Below are 23,612 nucleotides of genomic sequence, written 5' to 3'. Positions count from 1 at the left end.
GCCTGGGTGTCCGAGTCGTCCCCTCTTGACCGGATCGCTTGGTGGCTGCGGTCCGATCCGCCGGTTAAGACCGTTGGGAGGGATATCGGTTGCCTGCGCAGCCTACATTGTGGCTTCCGTCACATCCCGTACGTCAAGGGTGAGGTCGTTCTCGGGGTCGAACACCGGTCGGACGGCGACCGGGCCGCGCTCGGGGTGGGTAAGGGTGCGGGCCGGGTGGACGTCGGTGCGCTTGCGGTCCACGCTGTCGCCGGCGAGCTGGCCCACGGGCACGAGCGGGGCGCCGGGGGCGGGGCGCAGCCGCAGCGGCCAGACGTCGCGGGCGGTGCCGCGCCGGGTCAGGAGCCGCTCGTAGGGGAGGGTGCAGCGCAGCCGCCGGCCGTCGAGGACGGTGACGGGGAGTTCGACGTCGTACGCGCTGTCCTCCGGTGACACGGCGACCAGGGTCGTGGAGTCCGCATCGAGGGTGGCGGCGTCGCCGTAGAGGGTGGCGGTGACGGTGAGGGAGTCCTCGCCGACCTCGATGCGCTCCAGCTCGGCGTGGGCCGGGCGCAGCCAGGTGCGCAGCGTCAGGGAGCCCCCGGCGGTGGTGTAGGGGACCCAGGCGGAGACCTGGCCGCCGTCGGTGTTCAGCGGCAGGGTCAGCAGCCGGGCCTGTTCGACGAGGGCGGCGCCGACGCGGGCGCGCTTGTCGTCGTCGGCCCGCTCGACGTGGAAGTCCCAGCGGCCCTCGGCGAGCCGGGTGCCGGCCCGGTCGAGGACGGCGGTCAGGGGGCCCTTGCCGTAGCCGGGGTGGGCGAGGGGGAGCACGACGCGCTCGCCGGCGCCGGTGCCGTCGGTGCCGCGCAGCCGGCCCACGAGGGTCAGCCACTCGCCGGTGACCCCGGCGCGGGGCAGTCGCACGGTGAGACCGCCGTCGGCGGTGGCACGGGCGGCCGCCTTGGGCCGCAGGGGCTTCAGCGGCGCGGGCGTGGGCGCGGCGACGGGGGCGGGGGCCTCGGGCGCGGCCTTGCGGCGCAGCGGGCGGACGAGCCGGGCGGCGGTGCGGCGCAGACCGCTCACCGGGCCGGCCGTCGTGGCGGCCTTGGCCGCCGGGGCCGCGGACGGAGCCGTCGGGGGCAGCAGTTCGGGGCGGAGCGTGCGGACGATCTCCTCGAACCGCTCGGCGATGCGGGCGGGCGCGTACCGCTGGGCGGAGACGCGGGCGGCGGCGCCCATGGCGCGGCGTAGTTCGTCGTCCTCGATGAGCTTGAGGAGGCCCTTGGCGATGCCGTCGGCGTCGCCGACGGGGACGAGGAGGCCGTCGGTGCCGTCGTCGATGATCTCGCCGGGGCCGTGCGGGCAGTCGGTGGCGACGACGGGCACACCGCAGTGCATGGCCTCGACGATCGTCATGCCGAACGATTCGTAGTCCGAGGTGACGGCGGCGATGGAGCCCTTGGCCCACTCGGTCTCGATGGGGGAGTGGGGGCCCATGAGCTGGATGCGCTCGTTCAGGCCGAGTTCGTCGATCCGTGTGCGGAGGGTGGCGCGTTCGGGGCCGCGGCCGTAGATGCGCAGGGTCCAGTCGGGGCGCTCGGCGGCCACCTTGGCGAAGGCCTCGACGAGCAGGTCGTAGCGCTTGACGGGGATGAGCCGCCCGGCGGCGACGACCAGCTTGGAATCGCCCGGGGAGGGCTCGACCGCGGTGGACGGCACGCCGTTGGGCAGCGCCACGATGTGCGTGCGGGCGTCCGGGAAGTGCTCCCGGTGGGTGGCGGCGTCGGCCTCGGAGACGGTGGTGTGCGCGTCGAGGCGGGGGATGGCCCGGTCCTGGGCGGCACGGACGGCCGGCGCGTGGGAGCCGTGGATGAGGTGCTCCTGGCCGATGCGCAGGAAGTCGCGGTCGGTGGCGCACTCGGTGAGGTAGACCAGCAGCCCGGGCCGGGTGGCTATCACGACGTCGGCGTCGGTGGCTTCCAGGTACTGGGAGACGCGCAGGTCGGCGAGGCGGGTGAACGCCTTGACCGAGCTTTCGGGGTGCGGCAGCAGGGCGCTCGGCTCCTGCTGGAGTTCGTTGTCGCTCTCGCAGCCGGCCGCGTCCTTGCGGATGTCGATCAGCGAGGTCAGCTTGACCTTGCCGCTGACGGGCAGCTGGGGCGTGTCGCCGCCGCGGTAGACCGAGACGATCTCGACGTCGTGGCGGGCGGCCAGGGCGCCCGCGAGGTTGGCGGTCGCGCGGATGGTGCCGCCGATGCCGTAGGCGTTGTGAATGAGAAACGCGATCTTCATGAGCGTACGGAAGCACGCCGCCCCCGGGGCGCCGCGCGGGCCCCTTCCCCTGGCGATCCCTGCGGAACTGGTCTACCGCTCGGTACGGTGCGCGTGGAGTACGCGCGTTAGTACGAGTGAACGATACGAGTGAACGAACTGTAGATGTCCAGGTAAAGGGCCTGCAAGCGCCGATAGGGGATATACGGCGCTTATCACCGCGAACGCAAGGGGTTGGGGATTGTGATGCGAACTGTGGTGCGTCTGATGGGGGCCGTGCTGGCGGTGGCGGTGCTGGGGGCGACGACCGCGTGCGGTGGTTCGGACGGCGGCGGGAGCGGCGGTGACAAGCCCGCGAAGGTCCTGGGCGACGACCGCACCACCACCAAGGGCCCCGGCTCCGGGGCCAAGGCACTCGGCACGTCGCGGGTGGCTTCGGCCGTCCTGGAATCGGCGGAGGTCAAGGGGTACGCCATCACCAGGATGTCGAGGGAGGAGTTCACCAGCGCCAAGGCCCCCAAGGCGAAGGACGCCGAGTGTCAGCCGCTCGCGGCCCTCCTCGGCTCCTCCCCGGACCCGGCGCCCACGGCCTGGGCCGTCAGCACCTTCGGCGTGCAGGACTCCAAGGCCGGGGCCATGGGCGGGATGGGCATGCTGGAAGTGTCCTCGTTCGAGGGCGACGGCGCCGCGAGAACGCTGCAGAACCTCGGCAAGGCCGTCCGGGACTGCGCGGACGGCTTCGAGATGACCACGGGCGCGGGCACCAAGCAGACCTTCGGCTCGGTCGAGCCCCTCGACGCGCCGAAGCTGGGCGACGAGGCCATCGCCTACCGCGCGGTGGACAAGGCCTCCGGCGCGCCGAGCCTCTACACCGTGGTGCGCAGCGGGGCCAACGTCTCGATGGTCTTCGCCGCGAACATGATGGACCCGGCCAAGGCCACGATGGACGCGAATCTGGTGAAGGCGCAGGTCGCCAAGGTGGAGAAGACCGCCAGGGCGACGGGCTGACCCCCGGGGGCCGCCGCCCGCGCGACGCCGCGCACCGCCGCCCGTCCGCCCCCGGCCGCGCGCCACGCGTGAGACCGTCTCATGGCGGGTAATCGAGCACCGGGCGTGGCGTCGTCGCGGGCCCCGCGGGCGCTGGGAGGCTGGGTGACGTGACAGCGAAGGTGGCGGCCTCCGTGGCCGCGGCGGTGGTTCTGACGGCACTGGCCATGACGGCCGGGTGCACCGAGGGTCCGGCCGACCGCGGCGACGACACCGAGGCCAAGGACCGGCAGGACGCCGGGCGGGTGCTCAGCACCGATCAGCTCCGACACGCCGAGCTGGGGCCGAGGGAGGTCCCCGGTTTCCAGATCGAGCGTGCCTCCATAGGGACGGCCGGGCACGGCATGCCCCGGACGGACAGCGCGCCCTGCCGGCCGCTGGTGGCCCTCCTCGGCTCCAGACCGCAGCCCGCGCCCGCCGCCTCGGTGGTCGACACCTTCGCCAAGGCGGGCGACGGCCGGCACTTCGACGGCCTGCTGGGCACGATCCGCGTCTCCGCCTACGACCGGGACGGCGCGGCCGCCACGCTCAAGCAGCTGCGGCTGGCCGCCGCGGCCTGCGCGGACGGCTTCGCGATGACGACCGGGGAGGGCCAGCCGCAGACCTTCAAGGCGGTCCAGACGCTCGCGCCGCCGAAGCTGGGCGACGAGGCCGTCGCCTACCGCCTGGCCAACGCGGCGGAGAAGGCACCCAGCCTCGTCACCGTCGTCCGGACCGGCGGCAATCTCTCCCTGTTCTTCGCGACGAGCCTGTCCGACCCCGAGGGCGTGGAAATCCCCCGGGAACTGGTCGAGGCGCAGGTCGGGAAGGTGGAGAGGCTGGCGAACGCGGAGCGGATGCCGACCGCGCCGCCCCCGCCCTCCACGCTCGTGGCGCCGGAGGGCGGCGAGGCGGGGGACAGCGCCGAATAGGCCGAATAGCGGGTCCGGCCCGGCTCCGGCCGGGCCCGGCCCGGATGTCAGGCGTTCTTGCTCGACTCGGTCGGCCTGGGCGACTTGGTCGACTTGGGGGACGGCGACTTCACCGAGTCCGCGGCCTGGGCGTTGGCCCGGGCCATGATGCGCCGGAAGGTGTACCCCGACACGTCCCGCCCGGCGGTGCGCGCCTTGGTGTCGTCCGAGTCGACGGCCTTGCCGCTGGTGTACCCGGCGACGGTGAAGTAGGCGTAGCGGCCCTCGGCGTTGGCCGTCAGCCGGCAGGCGGTGCCCTTGCAGAAGGCGGGACCGTCGTCGTCGGGCAGCGCGGCGATGTTGCCGGTGGACTGCGACTTCGCCTTGTCGGCCGCTTCCTTGGTGTCGAAGACGGCGACGCCGACGGTGACCGCGACCCCGTCCCGGACGTAGGTGGCGCGCAGCACCTTGCGGCAGCCGTTGTCGCCGAGCACCGAGCCCAGGCCGCCCTGGGCGGCGGAGGCGCAGTCGGTGGTGGTGTCGGTGGCCACCTTCTTGTACGTGCGCTTGTTGAGCGACGGCTTGGAGTGCGGGAAGAGCGACTTCGTGGTGAGCGGCGCCTTGTCCTTGTCGGCGCTGGCGATGAACTCCCGCGGGTTGGGCGGGGGCGGTGGCGCGACGGAGGAGAACGACGGCTCCGGCGAGGCGCCGGCGCTGGGCAGCTTCTCGGCGGCCGGCAGCTTCTTGTCCTGCTTGCCGGAACTAGCCACGGCCATCGCCACGATCCCGGCCACCGCGCCGGCGGCCAGCACACCGCCGCCGGCCAGCAGCCACTTGCGGCGGCGCCCGCGGGCCTCCGTGGTGGCGGCGAGCGCCGCCCAGTCCGGCGTCGGCGCGTCCGCGTGCGGGGGCGGCCCGCCGTACGGGCCGGGTATCTGCCCGCCCGGCGGCAACGGCCCGCCCGGTGGCCCTTGCGGTTCCGGGGTGAAGTTCGGCGGCGGCGGACCCCATCCAGGGGTCGGCGGCTGAGATCCCCCGGGGGCCTCGTGCGGCCCTCCCTGCCCAAAGCTCATGGCGTGCATCGTAAACCGGTTGGTCACCGCCCCGGGAGCGGCGAGAATTCGGGCATGGGACACGTGGAAGCGGGACATCTGGAGTACTACCTTCCGGACGGCAGGGTGCTGCTCGGCGATGTGTCGTTCCGGGTCGGGGAAGGCGCCGCGGTCGCCCTCGTCGGGGCGAACGGCGCGGGCAAGACCACACTGCTGCGGCTGATCGCGGGCGAGCTGCAGCCGCACGGCGGATCCGTGTCGGTCACCGGCGGGCTGGGCGTGATGCCGCAGTTCGTGGGGTCGGTGCGGGACGAGCGGACCGTCCGTGACCTGCTGGTCTCCGTGGCCGGACCGAGCATCCGACAGGCCGCCGCGGCCGTCGACGAGGCCGAGCACGCGATCATGACGCGCGACGACGAGGCCGCGCAGATGGCCTACGCCCAGGCCCTCTCCGACTGGGCCGAGGTGCGGGGCTACGAGGCCGAGACCACCTGGGACATGTGCACCATGGCCGCCCTCGGCGTCCCCTACGAGCAGGCGCAGTGGCGCCAGGTGCGCACCCTCTCCGGCGGCGAGCAGAAGCGGCTGGTCCTGGAGTCGCTGCTGCGCGGCAGCGACGAGGTGCTGCTGCTGGACGAGCCGGACAACTATCTGGACGTGCCCGGCAAGCGGTGGCTGGAGGAGAAGCTGCGCGAGACGAAGAAGACCGTGCTCTTCGTCAGCCACGACCGGGAGCTGCTGGCCCGCTCCGCCGAGAAGATCATCAGCGTCGAGCCGGGCCCGGCCGGGTCGGACGTATGGGTCCACGGCGGCGGATTCGGGACGTACCACGAGGCCCGCAAGGAGCGCTTCGCGCGCTTCGAGGAACTGCGCCGCCGCTGGGACGAGAAGCATGCCCAACTGAAGAAGCTGGTGCTCAGCCTCCGCCAGGCCGCCTCCATCAGCCATGAGCTGGCCTCCCGCTACGCCGCCGCGCAGACCCGGCTGCGCAAGTTCGAGGAGGCGGGGCCCCCGCCGGAGCCGCCGCGCGAGCAGGACATCCGGATGCGGCTGCGCGGCGGCCGTACCGGCGTGCGCGCGGTGACCTGCGAGCAGCTGGAGCTGACCGGCCTGATGAAACCGTTCGACCTGGAGGTCTTCTACGGCGAGCGGGTCGCGGTCCTCGGTTCCAACGGCTCCGGCAAGTCCCACTTCCTGCGGCTCCTGGCCGGGGAGCACGTGCAGCACACCGGCACCTGGAAGCTGGGCGCCCGCGTGGTGGCCGGCCACTTCGCCCAGACTCACGCCCACCCCGAGCTGCTCGGCCGCACACTCGTCGACATCCTGTGGACGGAGAACGCCAAGGACCGCGGCGCCGCGATGTCGGTGCTGCGCCGCTACGAGCTGGAGAAGCAGGGCGACCAGCTCTTCGAGCGCCTCTCCGGCGGCCAGCAGGCCCGCTTCCAGATCCTGCTGCTGGAGCTGTCCGGCACCACGGCCCTGCTGCTCGACGAGCCGACCGACAACCTCGACCTGGAGAGCGCGGAGGCCCTCCAGGAGGGCCTGGAGTCCTACGAGGGCACGGTGCTCTCCGTCACACACGACCGCTGGTTCGCCCGCTCCTTCGACCGCTTCCTGGTCTTCGGAGCGGACGGCGTCGTCCGCGAGGTCTCCGAGCCGGTCTGGGACGAGGGCCGCGTGGCACGCAAGCGTTGACTGTGCCTTGTCCTCAATCGCCGGACGGGCTGGTTCTGGCCAAGGTCGGCCACATCAAGCCCGTCCGGCGATTGAGGACGCGCCCGCAGGGCGCCCGCCGCCGCAGGCGGCACGACGGCCCGCAGTCGAAGATCCAACGGTCGGCGCTTAGCGTGCGGGCACCGCATACCGCAAGCCGCAGGCGCCACGTTTTGACCCGGATGGGGGCCGGACGGTAGTCTGCCAGTTCGTTATGCGTATTGGCTTGGTCGTTCTCACGCGAGGGGCCCTTACGCTTGTCCACCGGGCCGATGACCAGCGGCAGGTACTCGGGTTGCGTCCCCGGGTGCGGCCAAGGCTGTCGTGATCGTCCGGGTGGCCTTGTCAGGACCCACTCACACACGAAGCGAAGGCTACGACCGTGCGTACGTTCAGCCCCAAGCCCGGCGATGTCCAGCGCCAGTGGCACATCATTGACGCGCAGGACGTTGTCCTGGGTCGTCTGGCCGCTCAGGCCGCCAACCTCCTCCGCGGCAAGCACAAGCCCGTGTACGCGCCGCACATGGACATGGGTGACTTCGTCATCATCATCAACGCCGACAAGGTTCACCTGTCCGGCAACAAGAAGACCCAGAAGATGGCCTACCGCCACTCCGGTTTCCCGGGCGGTCTGCGTTCGGTTCGTTACGACGAGCTGCTCGACAAGAACCCCGAGAAGGCCGTCGAGAAGGCCATCAAGGGCATGGTTCCCAAGAACTCCCTCGGCCGTCAGATGCTCTCGAAGCTGAAGGTGTACTCGGGCAGCGAGCACCCGCACGCCGCGCAGCAGCCGGTTCCGTTCGAGATCACCCAGGTCAAGCAGGGCTAGTCCCGGCCACCGCCGCACCAGACAGAAAGCATCTGAGGAGAATCGTGGCTGAGACCACCGCCGAGACGCCCATCGAGGACATCACCGAGGAGTTCGCGGGCGACGCGACCTTCGAGTCCGAGGAGACCGAGTACACCAGCGAGTCCCTCGCGTCCCGCTTCGGCGACCCGCAGCCGGCCGCCGGCCTGGGCCGTCGCAAGAACGCCATCGCCCGCGTCCGGATCGTCCCGGGCACCGGCAAGTGGAAGATCAACGGTCGCACCCTTGAGGACTACTTCCCCAACAAGGTGCACCAGCAGGAAGTCAACGAGCCCTTCAAGGTGCTCGAGCTCGACGACCGCTACGACGTCATCGCCCGCATCTCGGGTGGCGGCGTGTCCGGCCAGGCCGGCGCCCTGCGCCTCGGTGTGGCCCGTGCGCTGAACGAGGCGGACGTGGACAACAACCGCGCCGCGCTCAAGAAGGCCGGCTTCCTCTCGCGTGACGACCGTGCGGTCGAGCGCAAGAAGGCCGGTCTCAAGAAGGCCCGCAAGGCTCCGCAGTACAGCAAGCGCTAAACAAGCGGCTTCGCTGCTTCTGCTCGAACGCCCCGGCGGCACGATCCGTGCCGCCGGGGCGTTCGGCTATCGGCGGCACGGGGCGTATACCTGGACGCAATGCCCCGGTCCCGGATCCGACACCTCATCTGCGGGGGCGACACCCCCTCCCCCCACCCGCGTTTTTACGGAGGACACCAGTGGGACGACTCTTCGGTACGGACGGTGTGCGCGGTGTCGCCAACGCCGACCTGACGGCGGAGCTGGCGCTCGGCCTGTCGGTCGCGGCGGCGCATGTGCTCGCCGAGGCGGGCACGTTCGAGGGCCATCGGCCGGTGGCCGTGGTCGGCCGTGATCCGCGCGCGTCCGGGGAGTTCCTGGAGGCCGCCGTGGTGGCCGGGCTCGCCAGCGCGGGCGTCGACGTCCTGCGGGTGGGCGTGCTGCCCACGCCGGCCGTCGCCTATCTGACCGGCGCGCTCGGCGCCGACCTCGGCGTGATGCTCTCCGCCAGCCACAACGCCATGCCCGACAACGGCATCAAGTTCTTCGCCCGCGGCGGCCACAAGCTCGCCGACGAGCTGGAGGACCGCATCGAGCGGACCTACCGCGCGCACGCCTCCGGCGAGCCCTGGGACCGCCCCACCGGTGCCGGCGTCGGCCGCGTCCGCGAGTACGACCAGGGCTTCGACAACTACGTCGCGCACCTGATCGGTGTGCTGCCCAACCGCATGGACGGCCTCAAGGTCGTCATCGACGGCGCCCACGGTGCCGCCTCCCGCGTCTCCCCCGAGGCCTTCGCGCGCGCCGGCGCCGAGGTGATCACCATCGGTACCGACCCCGACGGCCTCAACATCAACCACGAGTGCGGCTCCACGCACCTGGACAAGCTGCGCGCGGCCGTCGTCGAGCACGGCGCGGACCTGGGTGTGGCGCACGACGGTGACGCCGACCGCTGTCTCGCGGTCGACGCGGCCGGCGCGGAGGTCGACGGCGACCAGATCCTCGCCGTGCTCGCCCTCGCCATGCGCGAGGCCGGCACGCTGCGGAAGAACACCGTGGTCGCCACCGTCATGTCGAACCTGGGCTTCAAGCTGGCCATGGAGCGCGAGGGCGTCGACCTCGTGCAGACCTCGGTCGGCGACCGGTACGTCCTGGAGGAGATGAAGGCGAACGGCTTCGCCCTCGGCGGCGAGCAGTCCGGCCACGTCATCGTCCTCGACCACGCCACCACCGGTGACGGCACCCTGACCGGCCTGATGCTGGCCGCCCGGGTCGCCGCCACGGGGCGCTCGCTCGCGGAGCTGGCCGGGGTCATGGAGCGACTGCCGCAGATCCTGATCAACGTGCGCGACGTCGACAAGGCCCGGGTCGGTTCCTCGCCCGAGCTGGCCGCCGCCGTCAACGACGCCGAGCGTGAGCTGGGTGCCACGGGCCGGGTGCTGCTGCGTTCCTCCGGCACGGAGCCGCTGGTGCGGGTCATGGTCGAGGCCGCGGACATCGAGCAGGCACGGACGGTGGCCCAGCGGCTGGCCGACGTGGTCAAGTCGGCTCTGGGCTAGGTCCGGGCCAGGGCTCTGGGCCAGGGCGCGTCCTCAAGCGCCGGACGGGCTGCGAATGCAGCCCGTCCGGCGCTTGAGGACACCGCGCCGCCAAGGGTCACCCCGTCGCGGAGCGCGCGGCGGCGCGACGCCGCTGCGCCGACCAGAACGCCTTCTGGGCGACCAGCGTCAGCGTCCCGGCCGCGATGATCCCCAGGAGGTTCAGCGCCAGCTGCACCGCCGAGCCGCGGGTCTCCGACCAGTCGCCGTAGGAGAGGGCGACGGCGGCGTTGGCCGCCGCGGGCACGGTCGTCACCGAGATCGCCACTCCGATGAGCGCCCCCGACTTCGCGGAGGTCAGCGACAGGATCCCGGCGATGCCGGCCAGGAACGCCACCACGAACGAGAAGGCGTCCGGCTGCCAGATGAACGACGTCTGCGGGCGGTCCGCGAGGAACTTCGCCTCGTGGAAGAGCCCCACCCAGTCCATCAGCACACTGAAGCCGCCGGTCAGCGCCATCGCCACGGGGAAGCCCACCAGCAGCGCCAGCACCGAGCGCCAGGCCAGGCGCGGCGCCCGGCGGACGATCGCCGTGCACAGCCCGGCCAGCGGGCCGAACTCCGGGCCGACCGCCATCGCGCCCACGATCAGGATCGCGCTGTCCATGATCACGCCGCAGGCGGCGAGCATCGTCGCGACGGTCAGGAACGCCAGGAAGGTGACGCTGAGCGTCGACTCCTCGTGCGTCTCCTCGACCAGCGACTCCCAGACCACCGCGTCCGCGCCGTCCCCCGGTGCCGCCTCCTCGGCCTCCTCCGCGCGCCGGGAGAGCATCAGCCCCACGTCGTCGACGGAGATCGAGCCGACGTCCGGCAGCCCGGTCGCCCGCAGCCGGGCCAGCAGCCCGTCGGCCGCCTCGCGGGCCACGTCGCACAGCACGATGTCGCCCTTGGGGTGACGGGCCGCCCTGGCGAGTACGGCCACGTGGGTGACGCCGATGGTCCGCTCCAGCAGTCCCACGATCTCGTCGGTGCGGTCGGGCGGGGTGATCATCCGCAGGTGCAGCATGGGGATTCCTCGGGGTCGGGCCTGCCGGGCCACCCCGGGCCCCGGGGCTGTGAACGGCTGGGCCCAGCCTAATCAGGCCCGCCCGGCGATTGCGGGTGTGCCAGACTCTGGGCCGTCTCCGGCCGGTCATGTGCGAGCCATGCCGGCGGCAGGACCGGCCGGACGCGGCCTAGAGCTTGCGCAGCGACAGCCGCTGCACCTTGTGGTCGGGGCCCTTGCGCAGGATCAGGTTCGACCGGCCCCGGGTGGGGGCCACGTTCTCCAGCAGGTTGGGCTTGTTGATGGTGCGCCAGTTCCGCCGGGCGTAGTCCAGCGCCTCCTCCTCGGAGACCTGGGTGTACCTGCGGAAATAGGATTCGGGGTCCTGGAACGCCGTCGCGCGCAGCTTCCTGAAGCGCTCGTAGTACCAGCGCTCGATGTCGTCGGCCCGCGCGTCGACGTAGACGCTGAAGTCGAAGAAGTCGGCCAGACCGACGCGGGTGCGGCCGTCGCTGCCGGGCAGTGCGGGCTGGAGGACGTTGAGGCCCTCGATGATCAGGATGTCCGGGCGGTGCACGGTCAGCCGCTCTTCGGGCACGATGTCGTAGATCAGGTGGGAGTAGACCGGGGCGGACACCTCCGCCTTGCCGGCCTTCACGTCCGCGACGAAGCGGGTCAGGGCGCGCCGGTCGTAGGACTCGGGGAAGCCCTTGCGTGACATCAGGCCGCGCCGCTGCAACTCGGCGTTGGGCAGCAGGAAGCCGTCCGTGGTGACCAGCTCGACGCGCGGGTGCTCGGGCCAGCGGGCCAGCAGCGCCTGGAGCAGACGGGCGGTCGTCGACTTGCCGACCGCGACGCTGCCCGCGACGCCTATGACGAAGGGCGTCCCGGGCTGTGAGCCGTGGCCGCCCCCGACGTCGCCCAGGAAGGTGTTCAGGGCGCCGCGCAGTTCGCTGGTCGCGCCGACGTAGAGGTTGAGCAGCCGGGAGAGCGGGAGGTAGACGTCCCGGACCTCGTCCAGGTCGATGACGTCGCCGAGCCCGCGCAGCCGCTCGACCTCCTCGGCGGTCAGCGGCAGCGGGGTGTTCTCGCGCAGGGCGCTCCACTCCGCACGGGTCAGATCCACGTACGGGGAGGAGTCGGCGCGGCGTCGTTGCTGCGGCTGCTCTGTGGTGGTCGGCACGGGCCCATTCTGCGCGGGTGGCGGGCGGGGCTCACTTCGGGGGCTCCTTGGAGGGCGTACCGGCGGTTACCTCACCGGCGGAGGTGGGTGTGCGATTCGGGTGGTCTTTGTGGGGTTTATGGGGCGCGGGGGAGGGGCGGGGGGACACAAGCGAGTGACGTTCGGCCTCGCCCCCTGTACCTACCGGCGGGTCGCGACTACGTTCCCAGCCACTCCGGACCCCCACCGCCGCCGGAGCCCCCACCAGCAGAGGGACACCGTGTTCGCTCTCCGAGCCTTACGCCGCCGCCGGTCCCGCTCCGCCCCGGCGAGCCGCGCCGCGTTCGCCGACCGGGTGCGGAGCGAACTGACGGACGACCTGCCGGACGAGGACCTCGGGCAGGACCTGGAGGACTGCCTGGTCGGCTACGAGCTGGGCAGCAAGCCGCGCTGCGAGGAGGTCGAGTACCTCGAACTCGTCCAGGAGGCCATCGACCGGATCGACCGCGGGCGTTGAGTCCTGGGCCTTACGCTGCACTCCATGTGCGGAATCGTTGGCTATGTGGGAGGGCAGTGCGCCCTCGACGTCGTATTGGCGGGCCTGAAGCGCCTGGAGTACCGCGGCTATGACTCGGCCGGGGTCGCGGTGCCGGCCGACGGCGGTCTCGCCGCCGCGAAGAAGGCGGGCAAGCTCGCCAATCTGGAGAAGGAGCTGGCCGAGCGGCCGCTGCCGTCCGGCCCGACCGGCATCGGCCACACCCGGTGGGCCACCCACGGCGGTCCCACCGACGCCAACGCCCACCCGCACCTGGACAACGCCGGGCGCGTCGCGGTGGTCCACAACGGCATCATCGAGAACTTCGCCGGGCTCCGCGCCGAGCTGGCCGGGCGCGGCCACACCCTGGCCTCCGAGACCGACACCGAGGTCGTCGCCCATCTGCTCGCCGAGGCCTTCTCCTCCTGCGGCGACCTCGCCGAGTCCATGCGCCAGGTGTGCCGCCGCCTGGAGGGCGCGTTCACGCTCGTCGCGGTGCACGCGGACGACCCGGACGTGGTCGTCGGCGCCCGCCGCAACTCCCCCCTCGTCGTCGGCGTCGGCGACGGCGAGCACTTCCTCGCCTCCGACGTCGCCGCCTTCATCGCCCACACCCGCGAGGCGATCGAGCTGGGCCAGGACCAGGTCGTGGAGCTGCGGCGGGACGGCGTGACCGTCACGGACTTCGACGGCGCCCCCGCGGACGTGCGGACCTACCACGTGGACTGGGACGCCGCAGCGGCCGAGAAGGGCGGCTACGACTACTTCATGCTCAAGGAGATCGCCGAGCAGCCGAAGGCGGTCGCGGACACGCTGCTGGGCCGCATCGACGCGTCCGGGGCGCTGCTGCTGGACGAGGTCCGCATCCCCGCGTCCGTGCTGCGGGAGGTCGACAAGGTCGTCATCGTCGCGTGCGGCACGGCGTACCACGCCGGAATGATCGCCAAGTACGCCATCGAGCACTGGACGCGTGTGCCCTGCGAGACGGAGCTGGCGAGCGAGTTCCGCTACCGCGACCCGATCCTCGACCAGCGCACGCTGGTGATCGCCATCAGCCAGTCCGGCGAGACGATGGACACCCTGATGGCCCTGCGGCACGCGCGGGAGCAGGGTGCGAAGGTCCTGGCGATCTGCAACACCAACGGCTCGACGATCCCCCGCGAGTCCGACGCGGTGCTCTACACCCACGCGGGCCCGGAAGTCGCCGTCGCGTCCACGAAGGCGTTCCTGACGCAACTGGTGGCCTGCTACCTCGTCGCCCTCTACCTGGGCCAGGTGCGCGGCACCAAGTGGGGCGACGAGATCGTCTCCGTCGTCCACGAGCTGTCGGCCATCGCCACGCAGGTGGAGGAGGTGCTGGAGACCATGGAGCCGGTCCGTGAGCTGGCCCGCTCCCTGGCGGACAAGAACACGGTCCTCTTCCTCGGCCGGCACGTCGGCTATCCGGTGGCCCTGGAAGGCGCGCTGAAACTCAAGGAACTCGCCTACATGCACGCCGAGGGCTTCGCGGCGGGCGAGCTGAAACACGGCCCCATCGCGCTCATCGAGGACGATCTGCCGGTCGTCGTGGTCGTCCCGTCACCCCGCGGCCGGTCCGTCCTGCACGACAAGATCGTCTCCAATATCCAGGAGATCCGGGCCCGGGGCGCCCGCACGATCGTCATCGCCGAGCGGGGCGACGAGGCGGTGCGCCCGTACGCCGACCACCTCATCGAGATCCCCGCCACCCCGGTGCTCCTGCAGCCCCTGGTCGCCACCGTCCCGCTCCAGGTCTTCGCCTGCGAGCTGGCCACGGCCCGCGGCAACGAGGTCGACCAGCCGCGCAACCTGGCGAAGTCGGTGACGGTCGAATGATCGTGGGCGTCGGTATCGACGTGGCCGAGATCGACCGCTTCGACGCGGCCCTGCAACGCACACCGAGCCTCGCCGACCGTCTGTTCGTCGAAGCGGAGTTGTACCTGCCGAGCGGCGAACGCCGGGGCGTCGCCTCCCTGGCGGCCCGCTTCGCCGCGAAAGAAGCCCTGGCCAAGGCCCTGGGCGCCCCGGCGGGCCTGCTCTGGACGGACGCGGAGGTCACCACGGAGGACAGCGGCCGCCCGAGCCTGACGGTCACCGGCACGGTGGCCGCGTGCGCGGAGGCGTTGGGGGTGCGCTCCTGGCACATCTCCCTGAGCCACGACGCGGGGGTGGCGTCGGCGGTGGTGATCGCGGAGGGGTAGGGGCGGGGGCCGGTCGCGGGCGCCGCACGCCGACGGGCGCCCGCGGCGATTCCCGGACGGAGCGCCGGGCGCCCCGGCGTTGACTCTCCAGCGACGGGAGACACCAAGGTGGCGGACATGGACGACGACACCCTCCATTCCATCGGTGACCTGGCCCGGCTGACCGGGCTGCCGGTCAAGACCATCCGGTTCTGGTCCGATGCGGGAGTGGTGCCGCCGACCGACCGTACGCCCGCGGGCTACCGCCTCTACGGGCAGGATGCCCTGGCCCGACTCGGCCTCGTCCATACGCTGCGCGAACTCGGTGTCGGTCTCGCCGCCATCCAGCGGGTGCTGGAGCGCGAGATCACCGTCGCCGAGGTCGCCGCCGTACATGCCGAGGCGCTCGACGTGCAGATCCGCACGTTGCGGCTGCGCCAGGCCGTCCTGCGAGCGGTAGCCGGACGCGGGTCCACACCCGAGGAGATGGAACTCATGCACAAGCTCGCCAACCTCTCCGATCAGGAACGCCGCCGCCTGATCCACGACTTCATCGACCACGCCTTCGACGGCCTCGACGCCGACGACGCGTTCCTGGCCACGATGCGCGACGCGATGCCCGAGCTGCCGGAGGACCCGGCGCCCGAGCAGATCGACGCCTGGGTGGAACTGGCGGAGCTGGTCCAGGACGCCGACTTCCGTGCCGGAATGCGCAAGGCCGCGGTCGACCAGCTCCGGGCCCGTAAGGAGGCCGGGGCGCCCGCCCCGGAGGATGCCCGCCGTCTGGCGGAGCTGATCATGGAACGGACCGCCTCGGCGCGGGAAGCCGGTATCGACCCGGCCTCCGAGGCGGCCCGGCCGACGGTCGACGAGCTGGTGGCCCGGAGCGCGGAACTGTCGGGCCGCGAGGACGGCCCGGAGTTCCGGGCCTGGCTGCTGGAACGGATGGAGATCGGCCATGACTCGCGGTACGAGCGCTACTGGCGGCTCATCGCCGTGATCAACGGCTGGCCGGCCCCGAGCATGGGCCCGGCGGTGGAGTGGCTGATCGCGGGGCTTCGCGCGGGCCGCTGATTGCTGTGATCCGAGGAGGCGAACGGCCCTGCGGGGCAGGGCCGTTCGTCGTTCCCCCGCCACCGGGTGGACTACCGACGCGTGTGCGTCATTCCTTGCCCGTAGTGTGGTAACAGCTGTTACCGTGTGCGTATGGGAAAAACTCAACTCGGTGCACGGGTCGATGCGGAGGTCGCTGAGCTGGCCCGTCAGAGGGCGGCCGCTCGGAACCTGTCCCTCGGCGACTATCTGGCACAGCTCGTGATGGAGGACGCCAGCGGGATCCGGGAGCGTGCCATGGCCGCGGCGGCGCGGTTCATCGAGGATCACGGCGCGGTTTTCGACGAGGCCGAAGAGGGCCGACAGGCCGGTCCGGGGGCGCGCGCCGCCTAATGGAACTGCATATCGATGTGGCCTGGATTCTGCAGGTCGCCCAGATCGCCGGTGTCCGAGACCCTTCTCCGGATGATTACGGTGTTCCGGTCGCCGCCTGTGCCCGCCATCAGGCCGAGCTTCTCGACCGGCCGGTCTATGACGGCCCCTACGCCAGGGCTGCGGCCCTGGTTCATACGCTGGGCCGTTGTCGCTGGCTGGAGCGCTCGAACCTGACCGTCGCCGCCGCGAGCGGAGTGATGTACCTGGAAGCCTGTGGCGTCTCCGTCAAGCCCACACGCACCGATGCCACCGCTCTGCGAGACCTGCTCCTCAGCCCAGCCTGCACCGCCCCCCAGATCGCGACGCTCCTCCGCGCCTGGCCCACCGCGAGCTGACACCGTTTGCGCCACCGACCAGCGGGGGCCGTTCGTCGTTACCCCGCGACGGGGCGGCGGTACCGTTCAGATGTCCAGTCAGAACGGAGCTCACCATGCCCCCGTACATTGACGAGCACACCGGTACGCGCATCGCGCACGCGCGCAAGGTGCGTCGGCTGACGCAGCGCGAACTGGCCGACCTGTCCCACGTTTCGTACAGCGCCCTGACGAAAATCGAGCAGGGTGTGCTGCCCGCGAGCCCTTCCGTCATCGGGACCCTGGCGCGGACTCTTTCCGTTCCCGTCACGGAACTGACCGGTCAGCCGTATCTCGAAGAGCTGCGGAAGGATCAGTTCGACGGGCTGATCCAGCCCATTCGCGAGGCGCTGAATGTCTACGACCTCGGGCCGGATCCGGACGTAACGCCGCGCCCGATAACCGAGTTGGAGGAGCACGCGGACACGCTGTGTGCCCTGGTTCGCGCCACGAACATCAAGCAGGCCGCCACCGACCTGCCCGGCCTGATCCACGAGGCCACCACGACGGCCCACACCGCTCGGAGCGCTCGGAGCTGGCGGTTGCTCGCCAGCACGTACCGCACCGCTTACGACGTGACCACCAAGCTCAGCTATCCCGATCTGGGCATGGTCGCACTGGACCGAATGGGCTGGGCCGCCGAGCGGGCCTCGGACCCGATTCTCGGCGGGATCCGCCAGTACCTCCGTGGGGCGGCCTACCTTCGGGCGGGTGACTGCCGGACCGGGGAGAGACTGGTCCGCCTGGGCAGGTCCGCTCTGGAGCAGGCGGAGGCGGGCAGGGTTCGCGACGTCGCGACCGGGCAATTGCACCTGGGCTCCGCCGTGCTGGCGGGTCGGGCCAGGGATGCGGGCAAGGCCGAGGCGCACCTTGACGAGGCGCGGCGCATCGCCGAGCGGACGGGACCGGCGGAAGAGGTGCACTGGCTTTCGTTCGGTCCGACCAACGTCGATGTGCACCGCGTGAGCGTGCTCGCCGAACTCGGCCAGTACCCGGAGGCGGTGCGCACCGCACAGGAGACGACGATCCCCGAGGGGTGGGCCCCTTCCCGGCTGGCGCACCACTACACCGAGGTCGCGCAGGCCCTGATGTGGACCGGGAGCACGGACGCGGCCTTCAAGAACCTGCAGAAGGCGCGCAAGCTGGCGCCCCAGCAGACGCGCTACCACCCGACGGTACGGGAGACGTACGCAGGGCTGGAGTCGGCGAAGCGGAGGATGCCGGAGACGTTCGGCAACTATGGAGCGTGGCTGGGGATGTGACCGCCCGCCGCTGTGACCGCCGGCTATCCATTGGCCGGGGCTATCAGCGACCTCTGATAGTTCCGGCCTTGGTGTGTCGGCACTCTGTGATGGCCGAAGGACCCCCGCGACCGCTGCGAACGGCCCGGGGGCATGGCCAACGCTGAGCTGGAGCGTCAACATGCCTGACTTTATCCGTCGTTGGAGCCGCTGGGCGAGAGCCCTGCTTTCCCGTCGTACCGCCACCGCCACCGCCACGCGCGTGGTCACGCAACCACCGACACCCGCCCCGGCACACGCCGCCCCCTACGCCCTATGGGCGACAGCCCACGGCATCAACATCGTTCCCCGCCCACCGCACGGCGTGGAGGCGAACCGATGACCTACCGGCTCGTCGCCCCCGCCGTGCCGACCTCCGCCCGGCTGGCCAGGGAGTTCGTCTCGGCCGCTCTCGTCGCCGCCGAGCGGCGGCCGTTGATCGAGGACGCCCGGGTCTGCGTCTCGGACGCCGTGACGAACGTCGTGCGGCACGCGCGCGTGCCCGTGCTGGCCGTGGAGGTGACCGTCGGGGCGGAGCACGTCGTGGTGGCCGTCCGGGACGACGACCTGCGCAGGCTGCCGTGGCCGCGGCGGGCGCGGGTGGACGAGGAGGGCGGGAGGGGGCTGATGCTCGTGCGCCGCCTCTCGCACGCCTCCGGCGTCACATGGGTGTGGGACGGGCTGGAACTGGTCGGCAAACAAGTCTGGTTCGAGCTGAGAGAAGCGAGAGAAGTGAGAGAAGGCCGTCTGGCCGTGACGGCCTGACGGCCACGGCCACCGCGTCCGGCTCTCGCGGTGATTTCCCCATCCGCCCAACCCGCCTGCCGTATCGTCTGACCGGTCGTGGTTGGGGGCGGACGGGGGAAGGCTGTGCACCCGGCGAAGGAACGGATCGCGGCGGTGTTCGGGGCGCGCCAGGGGAGCGGGTATCTGCTGACGCCGCGCCTGGTGCTCACCGCCGGGCACGTGGTGCGGGGCGCGGACGAGGTGCGGGTGATCGTGCCGGGCGGGCTCGGGACCGTCACCTGCCGGGTGGTGTGGACGCGGGACGACCAGTGGGGCGAGGGCGATGCCGCCCTGCTCGTCGCCGACTCCCCGCTCGTGTCGGTGGACGTGGCGCATTCCTTCGAGCCGCTGGTCGTGGGGCTGGCCGCGGATCTGCGGGTCTGGCCGGGCGCCCTGGCCGTCGGGTTTCCCCACCTCGCGCGGGATGCCGACGGCGAACTCGACACCGAGCAGCTCGTGGGTACGTTCAAGCCGGGCAGTCAGATGCTCAGCGGCCGTCATGTGCTCGACATCGCGCACATCGCACCGCGGGCGCCGACGGAAGGGCAGTCGCCGTGGGCGGGCATGTCCGGCGCCGCCGTCTTCGTCAACGGCATGCTCGTCGGGGTCGTGTGCGAGGACCCGGCGGGCTGGCGGCACGGCCGGCTGACGACGACGCCCATGCGATCCCTGGTGCTCAACGGCGACTACTCCGCTCAGTGCGCCCAGGCGGGCCACCCCATCACCTGGGGCCCCCTCTCCTCGCCCCGGGAGCTGGAGACCGTGGCGTTCGAGAGCAGGCTGCGGGACTACCTCGTCAAGAAGGCCGGTGAGCTGACCATCGTCGGCCTCACGCTCTCCGACGCCGACGGTGAGGCCTGGCCGCTGGACGCCGCGTATCTCAGTCTCGAACTGACGGGCGCGACACCACGGGAGACGCGCGACCAGCGGAGCGTCGTGCCGCCGGTGACCGCCATGAGCTTCGAGAACCCCCTTGCGCCCGTCGGGCCCTCTCCGCAGCGCGTGGAAGAGGCGCTGGCCGGACAGAAGCGCGTCCTCCTCAGGGGCGCGGCCGGGTCCGGGAAGACCACGCTTCTGCAATGGCTCGCCACCATCACCGCGAAGACCGAACTGCCGCCCGGGCTCGGCCACCTCGAAGGGTGCGTACCGCTGACCCTGCCGCTGCGCACCCTCATCCGGGAGGGCACGCTGCCGCGGCCGGAGGAGTTCCTCGCCGTCGCCGCCGGCCCGCTGGCCGGGCTGCCCGGCACCGAGGGGTGGGTGACCGACCGGCTCACCGCGGGCACGGTGCTGCTGCTGATCGACGGCGTGGACGAGGTCCCCGAAGCCGACCGTCGGCGCACCCTGGTCTGGCTCAAGGACCTGCTGGCCGCCTACCCGGAGGCCCGTTACGTCGTGACCACCCGGCCCTCCGCCGTGCGGGAGGGATGGCTCGCGGACGCCGGGTTCACCGAGCTGGAACTCCTCCCGATGAGCCAGAGCGACGTCGCGACCTTCATCAAGCGGTGGCACACGGCGGCGGCACGCTGCGCCGACCCCCATGGCGGGCAGGAGAACGAGCGGCTGCGCTCCTTCCAACAGGCCCTGACCGCCGCGGTGGTCGCCAAGCCGGATCTGGGCCGGCTGGCCACCAATCCGCTGATGTGCGCGCTGATCTGCGCCCTCAACCGGGCCCGGCGCGGATATCTGCCCCATGGCCGGATGCAGCTGTACCGCGCCGCGCTGGAGCTGCTGCTCGTCCGCCGGGACCGGGAACGCGAGATCCTCATGGGCCCCGACCGGCCCGAGCTGGACCAGGCCCAGCAGGTGGCACTGCTCCAGAAGATCGCCTACTGGCTGATCCGCAACGGCCGTTCCGAGATCGAGTGGCGCAGGGCCGTGGAGATCGTCGAGCGGGCGCTGCCCGCCATGCCGTCGGTGGCGGCGCGCGGTGACGCCGAGGGGATCCTGCACCACCTCGTCCTGCGCAGCGGGCTGTTGCGCCGGCCCACCAGCGAGACCCTGGACTTCATCCACCGTACGTTCCAGGACTATCTGGGGGCTCAGGCCGCCATGGACGACTGGGACTTCGACCTGCTGGTCAACAACGCCCACGACGACCAGTGGGAGGACGTGCTGCGCATGGCCGTCGGCCACGCGCCGCCCCGCGCGCGTGCCGAGCTGCTCGGCATGCTGCTGGCCCGGGGCGCGCGCGAACCGGCGCACCGCAACCGGCTGCGTCTGCTGGCGGCGGCGTGTCTGGAGCACGCCACCGAGGTGGACCCGGCCGTGCGCGCCCGGGTGGAGGCGGCGACCGCCGAGCTGGTGCCGCCGGGCGACCTGGAGTCCGCGAAGAGCCTCGCGGCGGCGGGACAGGTGGTGATCGATCTGCTGCCGGGGCCCGAGGGGCTGGCCGACGAGGTGGCGCACGCCGTCGTCGTGGCGGCCACCACCGTCGCGGACGAGCGGGCCGTGCCCTTGCTGGCCGAGTACGCCACCCACCCGTACCTGGAGGTCAGGGCGCAACTCGTCTGGGCCTGGGACCGTTTCGACACCGACCGGTACGCGGACGCGGTGATCGGCAGGCTCCCCTACGCCGACGCCGACGGGGAGATGCTGGAGTTCGTGGTGAAGTCGCGGGCACACCTCGCCGCGCTCAAGAGACTCGGGGGGCGGCCCTGGGTGCAGTGCCGGGGGCCGCTGGCCGCCGACGACCTGGCGGACCTGCCCACTCCGGCCCTCACGGACCTGGCCTTCCAGGGAAATCCGGAGGTCGTCGACCTGCGCGCCCTGCGGGCGTGCCCGCCCCTGCGGACGCTGCGGGTCTCCCATTCCAAGGGCGTCGCCCACCTGGACGCGCTGGACAGCCGACGGCTGCACATGCTCAACCTGTCACTCGCCGACTGCCCCGGCGGGCTGGAGACGGTGCCGGGCATGGCCGAGCTGCGGATCCTGTCCCTCGACTGGTCCCCGCCGCTGGAAGGCCATCGGTCGGGGCTGTCCGACGCCCTGGTGGGGGTGCTGCCGCCGAAGCTCCAGTACCTCGGCCTCGGGCAGGGAATCGCCGCCGGCCCCTGGCTGGCGCGGGCGCGCCGCCACCCCTCGCTCCACACGCTGCTGTTCGACAGCATCGGTGTCCGGCGCTCGGAATGGCTCGCCGTGAGCAGCACACCCGGGCTGCGGACGCTGACCGTCCTGCACGACGACCTGTGGTCGCTGCGGACCCGGGAGCCGATGCCGCAAGTGACGACGCTGAACCTGCGCGATCCGGACGGGATCTGCGGGCTGACCCATGTGCCCAGGGCCTACCCGGGACTGCGGAAGATCCGGATCACCAATTCCCCGCTCGCCAAGGACCCCCTCGACCTGGCACCGCTGCGGGCCCTGGGAGCGGTGGCCGTCCGCGTCGAGCATTCCGGGCCGGTGGTGCACCGGGAGCTGCTCGCCCCCGGCTCCCGGCTGACCGTCGTGGCGCCGTCACCCTGACACCCCCCGCCACACCTCCGGCAGCTTCCCCGCCACCCCCATCGCCGTCAGCGGCGCCGCGCCCAGCGACCGGGCCGCCAGACCGTGCAGATACGCCCCCACCGACGCCGCGTCCCGCCCCGGCAGCCCCGCCGCCAGCAAGGACCCCGTCAGCCCCGACAGCACGTCCCCGCTGCCCGCCGTCGCCAGCCACGGTGTCCCCGTCGGGTTCACCCGCACCGCCTCGCCCGAGGCCGGGGCCACCACCGTCGTCGAGCCCTTGAGCAGGGCCGTCACCCCGAAGCGTTCGGCCAGGGCGCGGGCCGACTCCAGCCGGGCCGACTCCACGTCCTCGCGGGAGCAGCCGAGCAGTGCCGCCGCCTCGCCGGCGTGCGGGGTGAGGACGGTCGCGGCGGAGCGGGCCCGCAGCGCGTCGGCGGAGACCAGGTGCAGCCCGTCCGCGTCGACGAGCACCGGGACGTCCGAGGCCAGGACGTCGTCGACGGCCCGGCGGGCGCGCGCGTCGTCGCCGAGGCCCGGGCCGACCACCCACGCCTGGACCCGGCCCGCCTTCGACGGCGGGCCCGCCGAGACCAGGGTCTCGGGGAAGCGGGTGACGACCGCGTCGGCCGCGGGCCCGACATAGCGGACCGCGCCCGCGCCGCCGTGCAGGGCGCCCGCGACACAGAGGACCGCGGCGCCGGGGTAGCGGTCCGAGCCGGCCACCACCCCCACCACGCCCCGGCGGTACTTGTCGCTCTCGCCCGACGGGCTGGGCAGCAGCGCGGCGACGTCCGCGTGCTGGAGCGCCTCCACCTCGGGTACGCCCGGCAGGCGGAGGCCGATGTCGACCAGGCGCAGGGCGCCCGCGTGCTCCCGGGCCGGATCGACGAGCAGACCCGGCTTGTACGAGCCGAAGGTGACGGTCGCGTCCGCCCTGACCGCCGTGCCGCGTACCTCGCCGGTGTCCGCGTCGACGCCGCTGGGCAGGTCGACGGCGACCACCAGGGCCCCTGCCGCCGCCGCGACCAGGGACGCCGCGTCCGGGCGCAGCCCGCCCCGGCCGCCGATGCCGACGATCCCGTCGACGACGAGGTCCGCGCGCCGGACCACCCGGTCGCCCTCCTCCGCGGAGGCGACCTTGCCGCCCGCCGCCCGCAGCGCCGCCAGGCCGCCCGCGTGCGCGCGGTCCGGGGCGAGCAGCACCGCGCTCACCCCGGCGCCGCGCCGGGCCAGCCGGGCGCCCGCGTACAGGGCGTCGCCGCCGTTGTCGCCGCTGCCGACCAGCAGGGCCACCCGTGCCCCGTACACCTTCCCCAGCAGACCGGCGCAGGCGGCGGCGAGGCCGGCCGCCGCGCGGTGCATCAGGGCGCCCTCGGGCAGCTCGGCCATGAGCGCGCGTTCGGCGGCCCGTACGGTCTCGACACGGTAAGCAGTCCTCATGCCCACAGTGTGGCCGCCGT

20 protein-coding genes are annotated in these 23,612 nt (G+C 72.4%); 15 read left to right on the top strand and 5 right to left on the bottom strand.

Going from position 1 to position 23,612, the window contains the following annotated elements; genetic code table 11:
- Window positions 1-102: 102 nt before the first annotated feature.
- Window positions 103-2,271 (bottom strand): glycosyltransferase family 4 protein, encoded by a 2,169-nt coding sequence (locus tag ACZ6MA_RS30210; protein ID WP_469437673.1) that lies wholly within the window; start codon window positions 2,269-2,271, stop codon window positions 103-105.
- Window positions 2,272-2,496: 225 nt separating this feature from the next.
- Here ACZ6MA_RS30210 and ACZ6MA_RS30205 point away from each other — a divergent pair, with 225 nt between their 5' ends.
- Complete coding sequence (locus ACZ6MA_RS30205) at window positions 2,497-3,258, top strand: hypothetical protein (RefSeq protein WP_469437671.1); 762 nt, start codon at window positions 2,497-2,499, stop codon at window positions 3,256-3,258.
- 149 nt (window positions 3,259-3,407) lie between these two features.
- Window positions 3,408-4,208: a hypothetical protein gene (locus ACZ6MA_RS30200; protein WP_469437669.1), complete on the top strand. Its 801-nt coding sequence runs from the start codon at window positions 3,408-3,410 to the stop codon at window positions 4,206-4,208.
- 47 nt (window positions 4,209-4,255) lie between these two features.
- Here ACZ6MA_RS30200 and ACZ6MA_RS30195 read toward each other — a convergent pair whose 3' ends face one another.
- Window positions 4,256-5,260, bottom strand: a complete 1,005-nt coding sequence (locus tag ACZ6MA_RS30195; protein WP_469437668.1) for a hypothetical protein — start codon at window positions 5,258-5,260, stop codon at window positions 4,256-4,258.
- A 54-nt stretch (window positions 5,261-5,314) separates the two neighbouring features.
- Here ACZ6MA_RS30195 and ACZ6MA_RS30190 point away from each other — a divergent pair, with 54 nt between their 5' ends.
- The 4 genes from ACZ6MA_RS30190 to glmM all read left to right on the top strand — a co-directional run bounded on the left by ACZ6MA_RS30190 (window position 5,315) and on the right by glmM (window position 9,876).
- The gene (locus tag ACZ6MA_RS30190) at window positions 5,315-6,934 is read left to right on the top strand and encodes an ABC-F family ATP-binding cassette domain-containing protein (protein WP_469437666.1); all 1,620 of its coding nucleotides are present in this window, start codon (window positions 5,315-5,317) and stop codon (window positions 6,932-6,934) included.
- A gap of 400 nt (window positions 6,935-7,334) precedes the next feature.
- The gene (gene rplM, locus ACZ6MA_RS30185; protein WP_469437664.1) at window positions 7,335-7,781 is read left to right on the top strand and encodes a 50S ribosomal protein L13; all 447 of its coding nucleotides are present in this window, start codon (window positions 7,335-7,337) and stop codon (window positions 7,779-7,781) included.
- Window positions 7,782-7,825: 44 nt separating this feature from the next.
- Window positions 7,826-8,338 (top strand): 30S ribosomal protein S9, encoded by a 513-nt coding sequence (gene rpsI, locus ACZ6MA_RS30180; RefSeq protein WP_469437662.1) that lies wholly within the window; start codon window positions 7,826-7,828, stop codon window positions 8,336-8,338.
- Window positions 8,339-8,517: 179 nt separating this feature from the next.
- Window positions 8,518-9,876 carry a phosphoglucosamine mutase gene (gene glmM / locus ACZ6MA_RS30175; RefSeq protein WP_469437660.1) on the top strand — a complete coding sequence of 453 codons (1,359 nt, stop codon included), beginning with the start codon at window positions 8,518-8,520 and terminating at the stop codon, window positions 9,874-9,876.
- A gap of 97 nt (window positions 9,877-9,973) precedes the next feature.
- Here the strand turns inward: glmM and ACZ6MA_RS30170 are convergent, their stop codons facing one another.
- Window positions 9,974-10,924, bottom strand: a complete 951-nt coding sequence (locus ACZ6MA_RS30170) for a DUF389 domain-containing protein (protein WP_469437658.1) — start codon at window positions 10,922-10,924, stop codon at window positions 9,974-9,976.
- Window positions 10,925-11,093: 169 nt separating this feature from the next.
- Window positions 11,094-12,086, bottom strand: coding sequence for a type I pantothenate kinase (gene coaA, locus ACZ6MA_RS30165; protein ID WP_469437656.1), 993 nt, complete (start codon window positions 12,084-12,086; stop codon window positions 11,094-11,096).
- Window positions 12,087-12,345: 259 nt separating this feature from the next.
- Between coaA and ACZ6MA_RS30160 the strand changes: the two genes are divergently transcribed.
- From ACZ6MA_RS30160 to ACZ6MA_RS30120, 9 genes are all read left to right on the top strand, one after another.
- Window positions 12,346-12,582: a hypothetical protein gene (locus ACZ6MA_RS30160; RefSeq protein ID WP_469437654.1), complete on the top strand. Its 237-nt coding sequence runs from the start codon at window positions 12,346-12,348 to the stop codon at window positions 12,580-12,582.
- A 24-nt stretch (window positions 12,583-12,606) separates the two neighbouring features.
- Window positions 12,607-14,454 carry a glutamine--fructose-6-phosphate transaminase (isomerizing) gene (gene glmS / locus ACZ6MA_RS30155; protein WP_469437652.1) on the top strand — a complete coding sequence of 616 codons (1,848 nt, stop codon included), beginning with the start codon at window positions 12,607-12,609 and terminating at the stop codon, window positions 14,452-14,454.
- The gene (locus tag ACZ6MA_RS30150) at window positions 14,451-14,819 is read left to right on the top strand and encodes a holo-ACP synthase (RefSeq protein WP_469437651.1); all 369 of its coding nucleotides are present in this window, start codon (window positions 14,451-14,453) and stop codon (window positions 14,817-14,819) included. Before glmS ends, ACZ6MA_RS30150 begins: the two co-directional genes overlap by 4 nt.
- 117 nt (window positions 14,820-14,936) lie before the next feature.
- A complete protein-coding gene (locus tag ACZ6MA_RS30145) occupies window positions 14,937-15,872 on the top strand; it encodes a MerR family transcriptional regulator (RefSeq protein ID WP_469437649.1) in 936 nt (311 codons plus the stop codon).
- 132 nt (window positions 15,873-16,004) lie between these two features.
- Window positions 16,005-16,244: a hypothetical protein gene (locus ACZ6MA_RS30140; protein WP_469437647.1), complete on the top strand. Its 240-nt coding sequence runs from the start codon at window positions 16,005-16,007 to the stop codon at window positions 16,242-16,244.
- Window positions 16,244-16,621: a fic family toxin-antitoxin system, toxin component gene (locus tag ACZ6MA_RS30135; RefSeq protein ID WP_356449089.1), complete on the top strand. Its 378-nt coding sequence runs from the start codon at window positions 16,244-16,246 to the stop codon at window positions 16,619-16,621. The genes ACZ6MA_RS30140 and ACZ6MA_RS30135 overlap by 1 nt, the downstream gene beginning before the upstream one ends.
- A 95-nt stretch (window positions 16,622-16,716) precedes the next feature.
- Entirely contained in the window at window positions 16,717-17,901 is a 1,185-nt protein-coding gene (locus tag ACZ6MA_RS30130; protein ID WP_469437645.1) for a helix-turn-helix domain-containing protein, read from the top strand.
- A gap of 357 nt (window positions 17,902-18,258) precedes the next feature.
- Window positions 18,259-18,684 carry an ATP-binding protein gene (locus tag ACZ6MA_RS30125; protein WP_469437643.1) on the top strand — a complete coding sequence of 142 codons (426 nt, stop codon included), beginning with the start codon at window positions 18,259-18,261 and terminating at the stop codon, window positions 18,682-18,684.
- A gap of 105 nt (window positions 18,685-18,789) precedes the next feature.
- Entirely contained in the window at window positions 18,790-22,170 is a 3,381-nt protein-coding gene (locus ACZ6MA_RS30120; RefSeq protein ID WP_469437641.1) for an NACHT domain-containing protein, read from the top strand.
- Here the strand turns inward: ACZ6MA_RS30120 and ACZ6MA_RS30115 are convergent.
- A complete protein-coding gene (locus ACZ6MA_RS30115) occupies window positions 22,162-23,592 on the bottom strand; it encodes an NAD(P)H-hydrate dehydratase (RefSeq protein ID WP_469437639.1) in 1,431 nt (476 codons plus the stop codon). The genes ACZ6MA_RS30120 and ACZ6MA_RS30115 overlap by 9 nt on opposite strands.
- Window positions 23,593-23,612: the final 20 nt, after the last annotated feature.

It is taken from the genome of Streptomyces sp. NPDC042259, from assembly GCF_055582085.1.
This window is presented reverse-complemented; position numbering and strand designations above follow the sequence as displayed.

Excerpts from the sequence above, each read along its gene's own strand:
- ACZ6MA_RS30210 (WP_469437673.1), bottom strand. The coding sequence starts at position 2,271 with ATGAAGATCGCGTTTCTCATTCACAACGCCTACGGCATCGGCGGCACC.
- ACZ6MA_RS30205 (WP_469437671.1), top strand. The coding sequence starts at position 2,497 with ATGCGAACTGTGGTGCGTCTGATGGGGGCCGTGCTGGCGGTGGCGGTG.
- ACZ6MA_RS30195 (WP_469437668.1), bottom strand. The coding sequence starts at position 5,260 with ATGAGCTTTGGGCAGGGAGGGCCGCACGAGGCCCCCGGGGGATCTCAG.
- ACZ6MA_RS30190 (WP_469437666.1), top strand. The coding sequence starts at position 5,315 with ATGGGACACGTGGAAGCGGGACATCTGGAGTACTACCTTCCGGACGGC.
- ACZ6MA_RS30170 (WP_469437658.1), bottom strand. The coding sequence starts at position 10,924 with ATGCTGCACCTGCGGATGATCACCCCGCCCGACCGCACCGACGAGATC.
- glmS (WP_469437652.1), top strand. The coding sequence starts at position 12,607 with ATGTGCGGAATCGTTGGCTATGTGGGAGGGCAGTGCGCCCTCGACGTC.
- ACZ6MA_RS30150 (WP_469437651.1), top strand. The coding sequence starts at position 14,451 with ATGATCGTGGGCGTCGGTATCGACGTGGCCGAGATCGACCGCTTCGAC.
- ACZ6MA_RS30145 (WP_469437649.1), top strand. The coding sequence starts at position 14,937 with ATGGACGACGACACCCTCCATTCCATCGGTGACCTGGCCCGGCTGACC.
- ACZ6MA_RS30140 (WP_469437647.1), top strand. The coding sequence starts at position 16,005 with ATGGGAAAAACTCAACTCGGTGCACGGGTCGATGCGGAGGTCGCTGAG.
- ACZ6MA_RS30135 (WP_356449089.1), top strand. The coding sequence starts at position 16,244 with ATGGAACTGCATATCGATGTGGCCTGGATTCTGCAGGTCGCCCAGATC.
- ACZ6MA_RS30130 (WP_469437645.1), top strand. The coding sequence starts at position 16,717 with ATGCCCCCGTACATTGACGAGCACACCGGTACGCGCATCGCGCACGCG.
- ACZ6MA_RS30125 (WP_469437643.1), top strand. The coding sequence starts at position 18,259 with ATGACCTACCGGCTCGTCGCCCCCGCCGTGCCGACCTCCGCCCGGCTG.
- ACZ6MA_RS30115 (WP_469437639.1), bottom strand. The coding sequence starts at position 23,592 with ATGAGGACTGCTTACCGTGTCGAGACCGTACGGGCCGCCGAACGCGCG.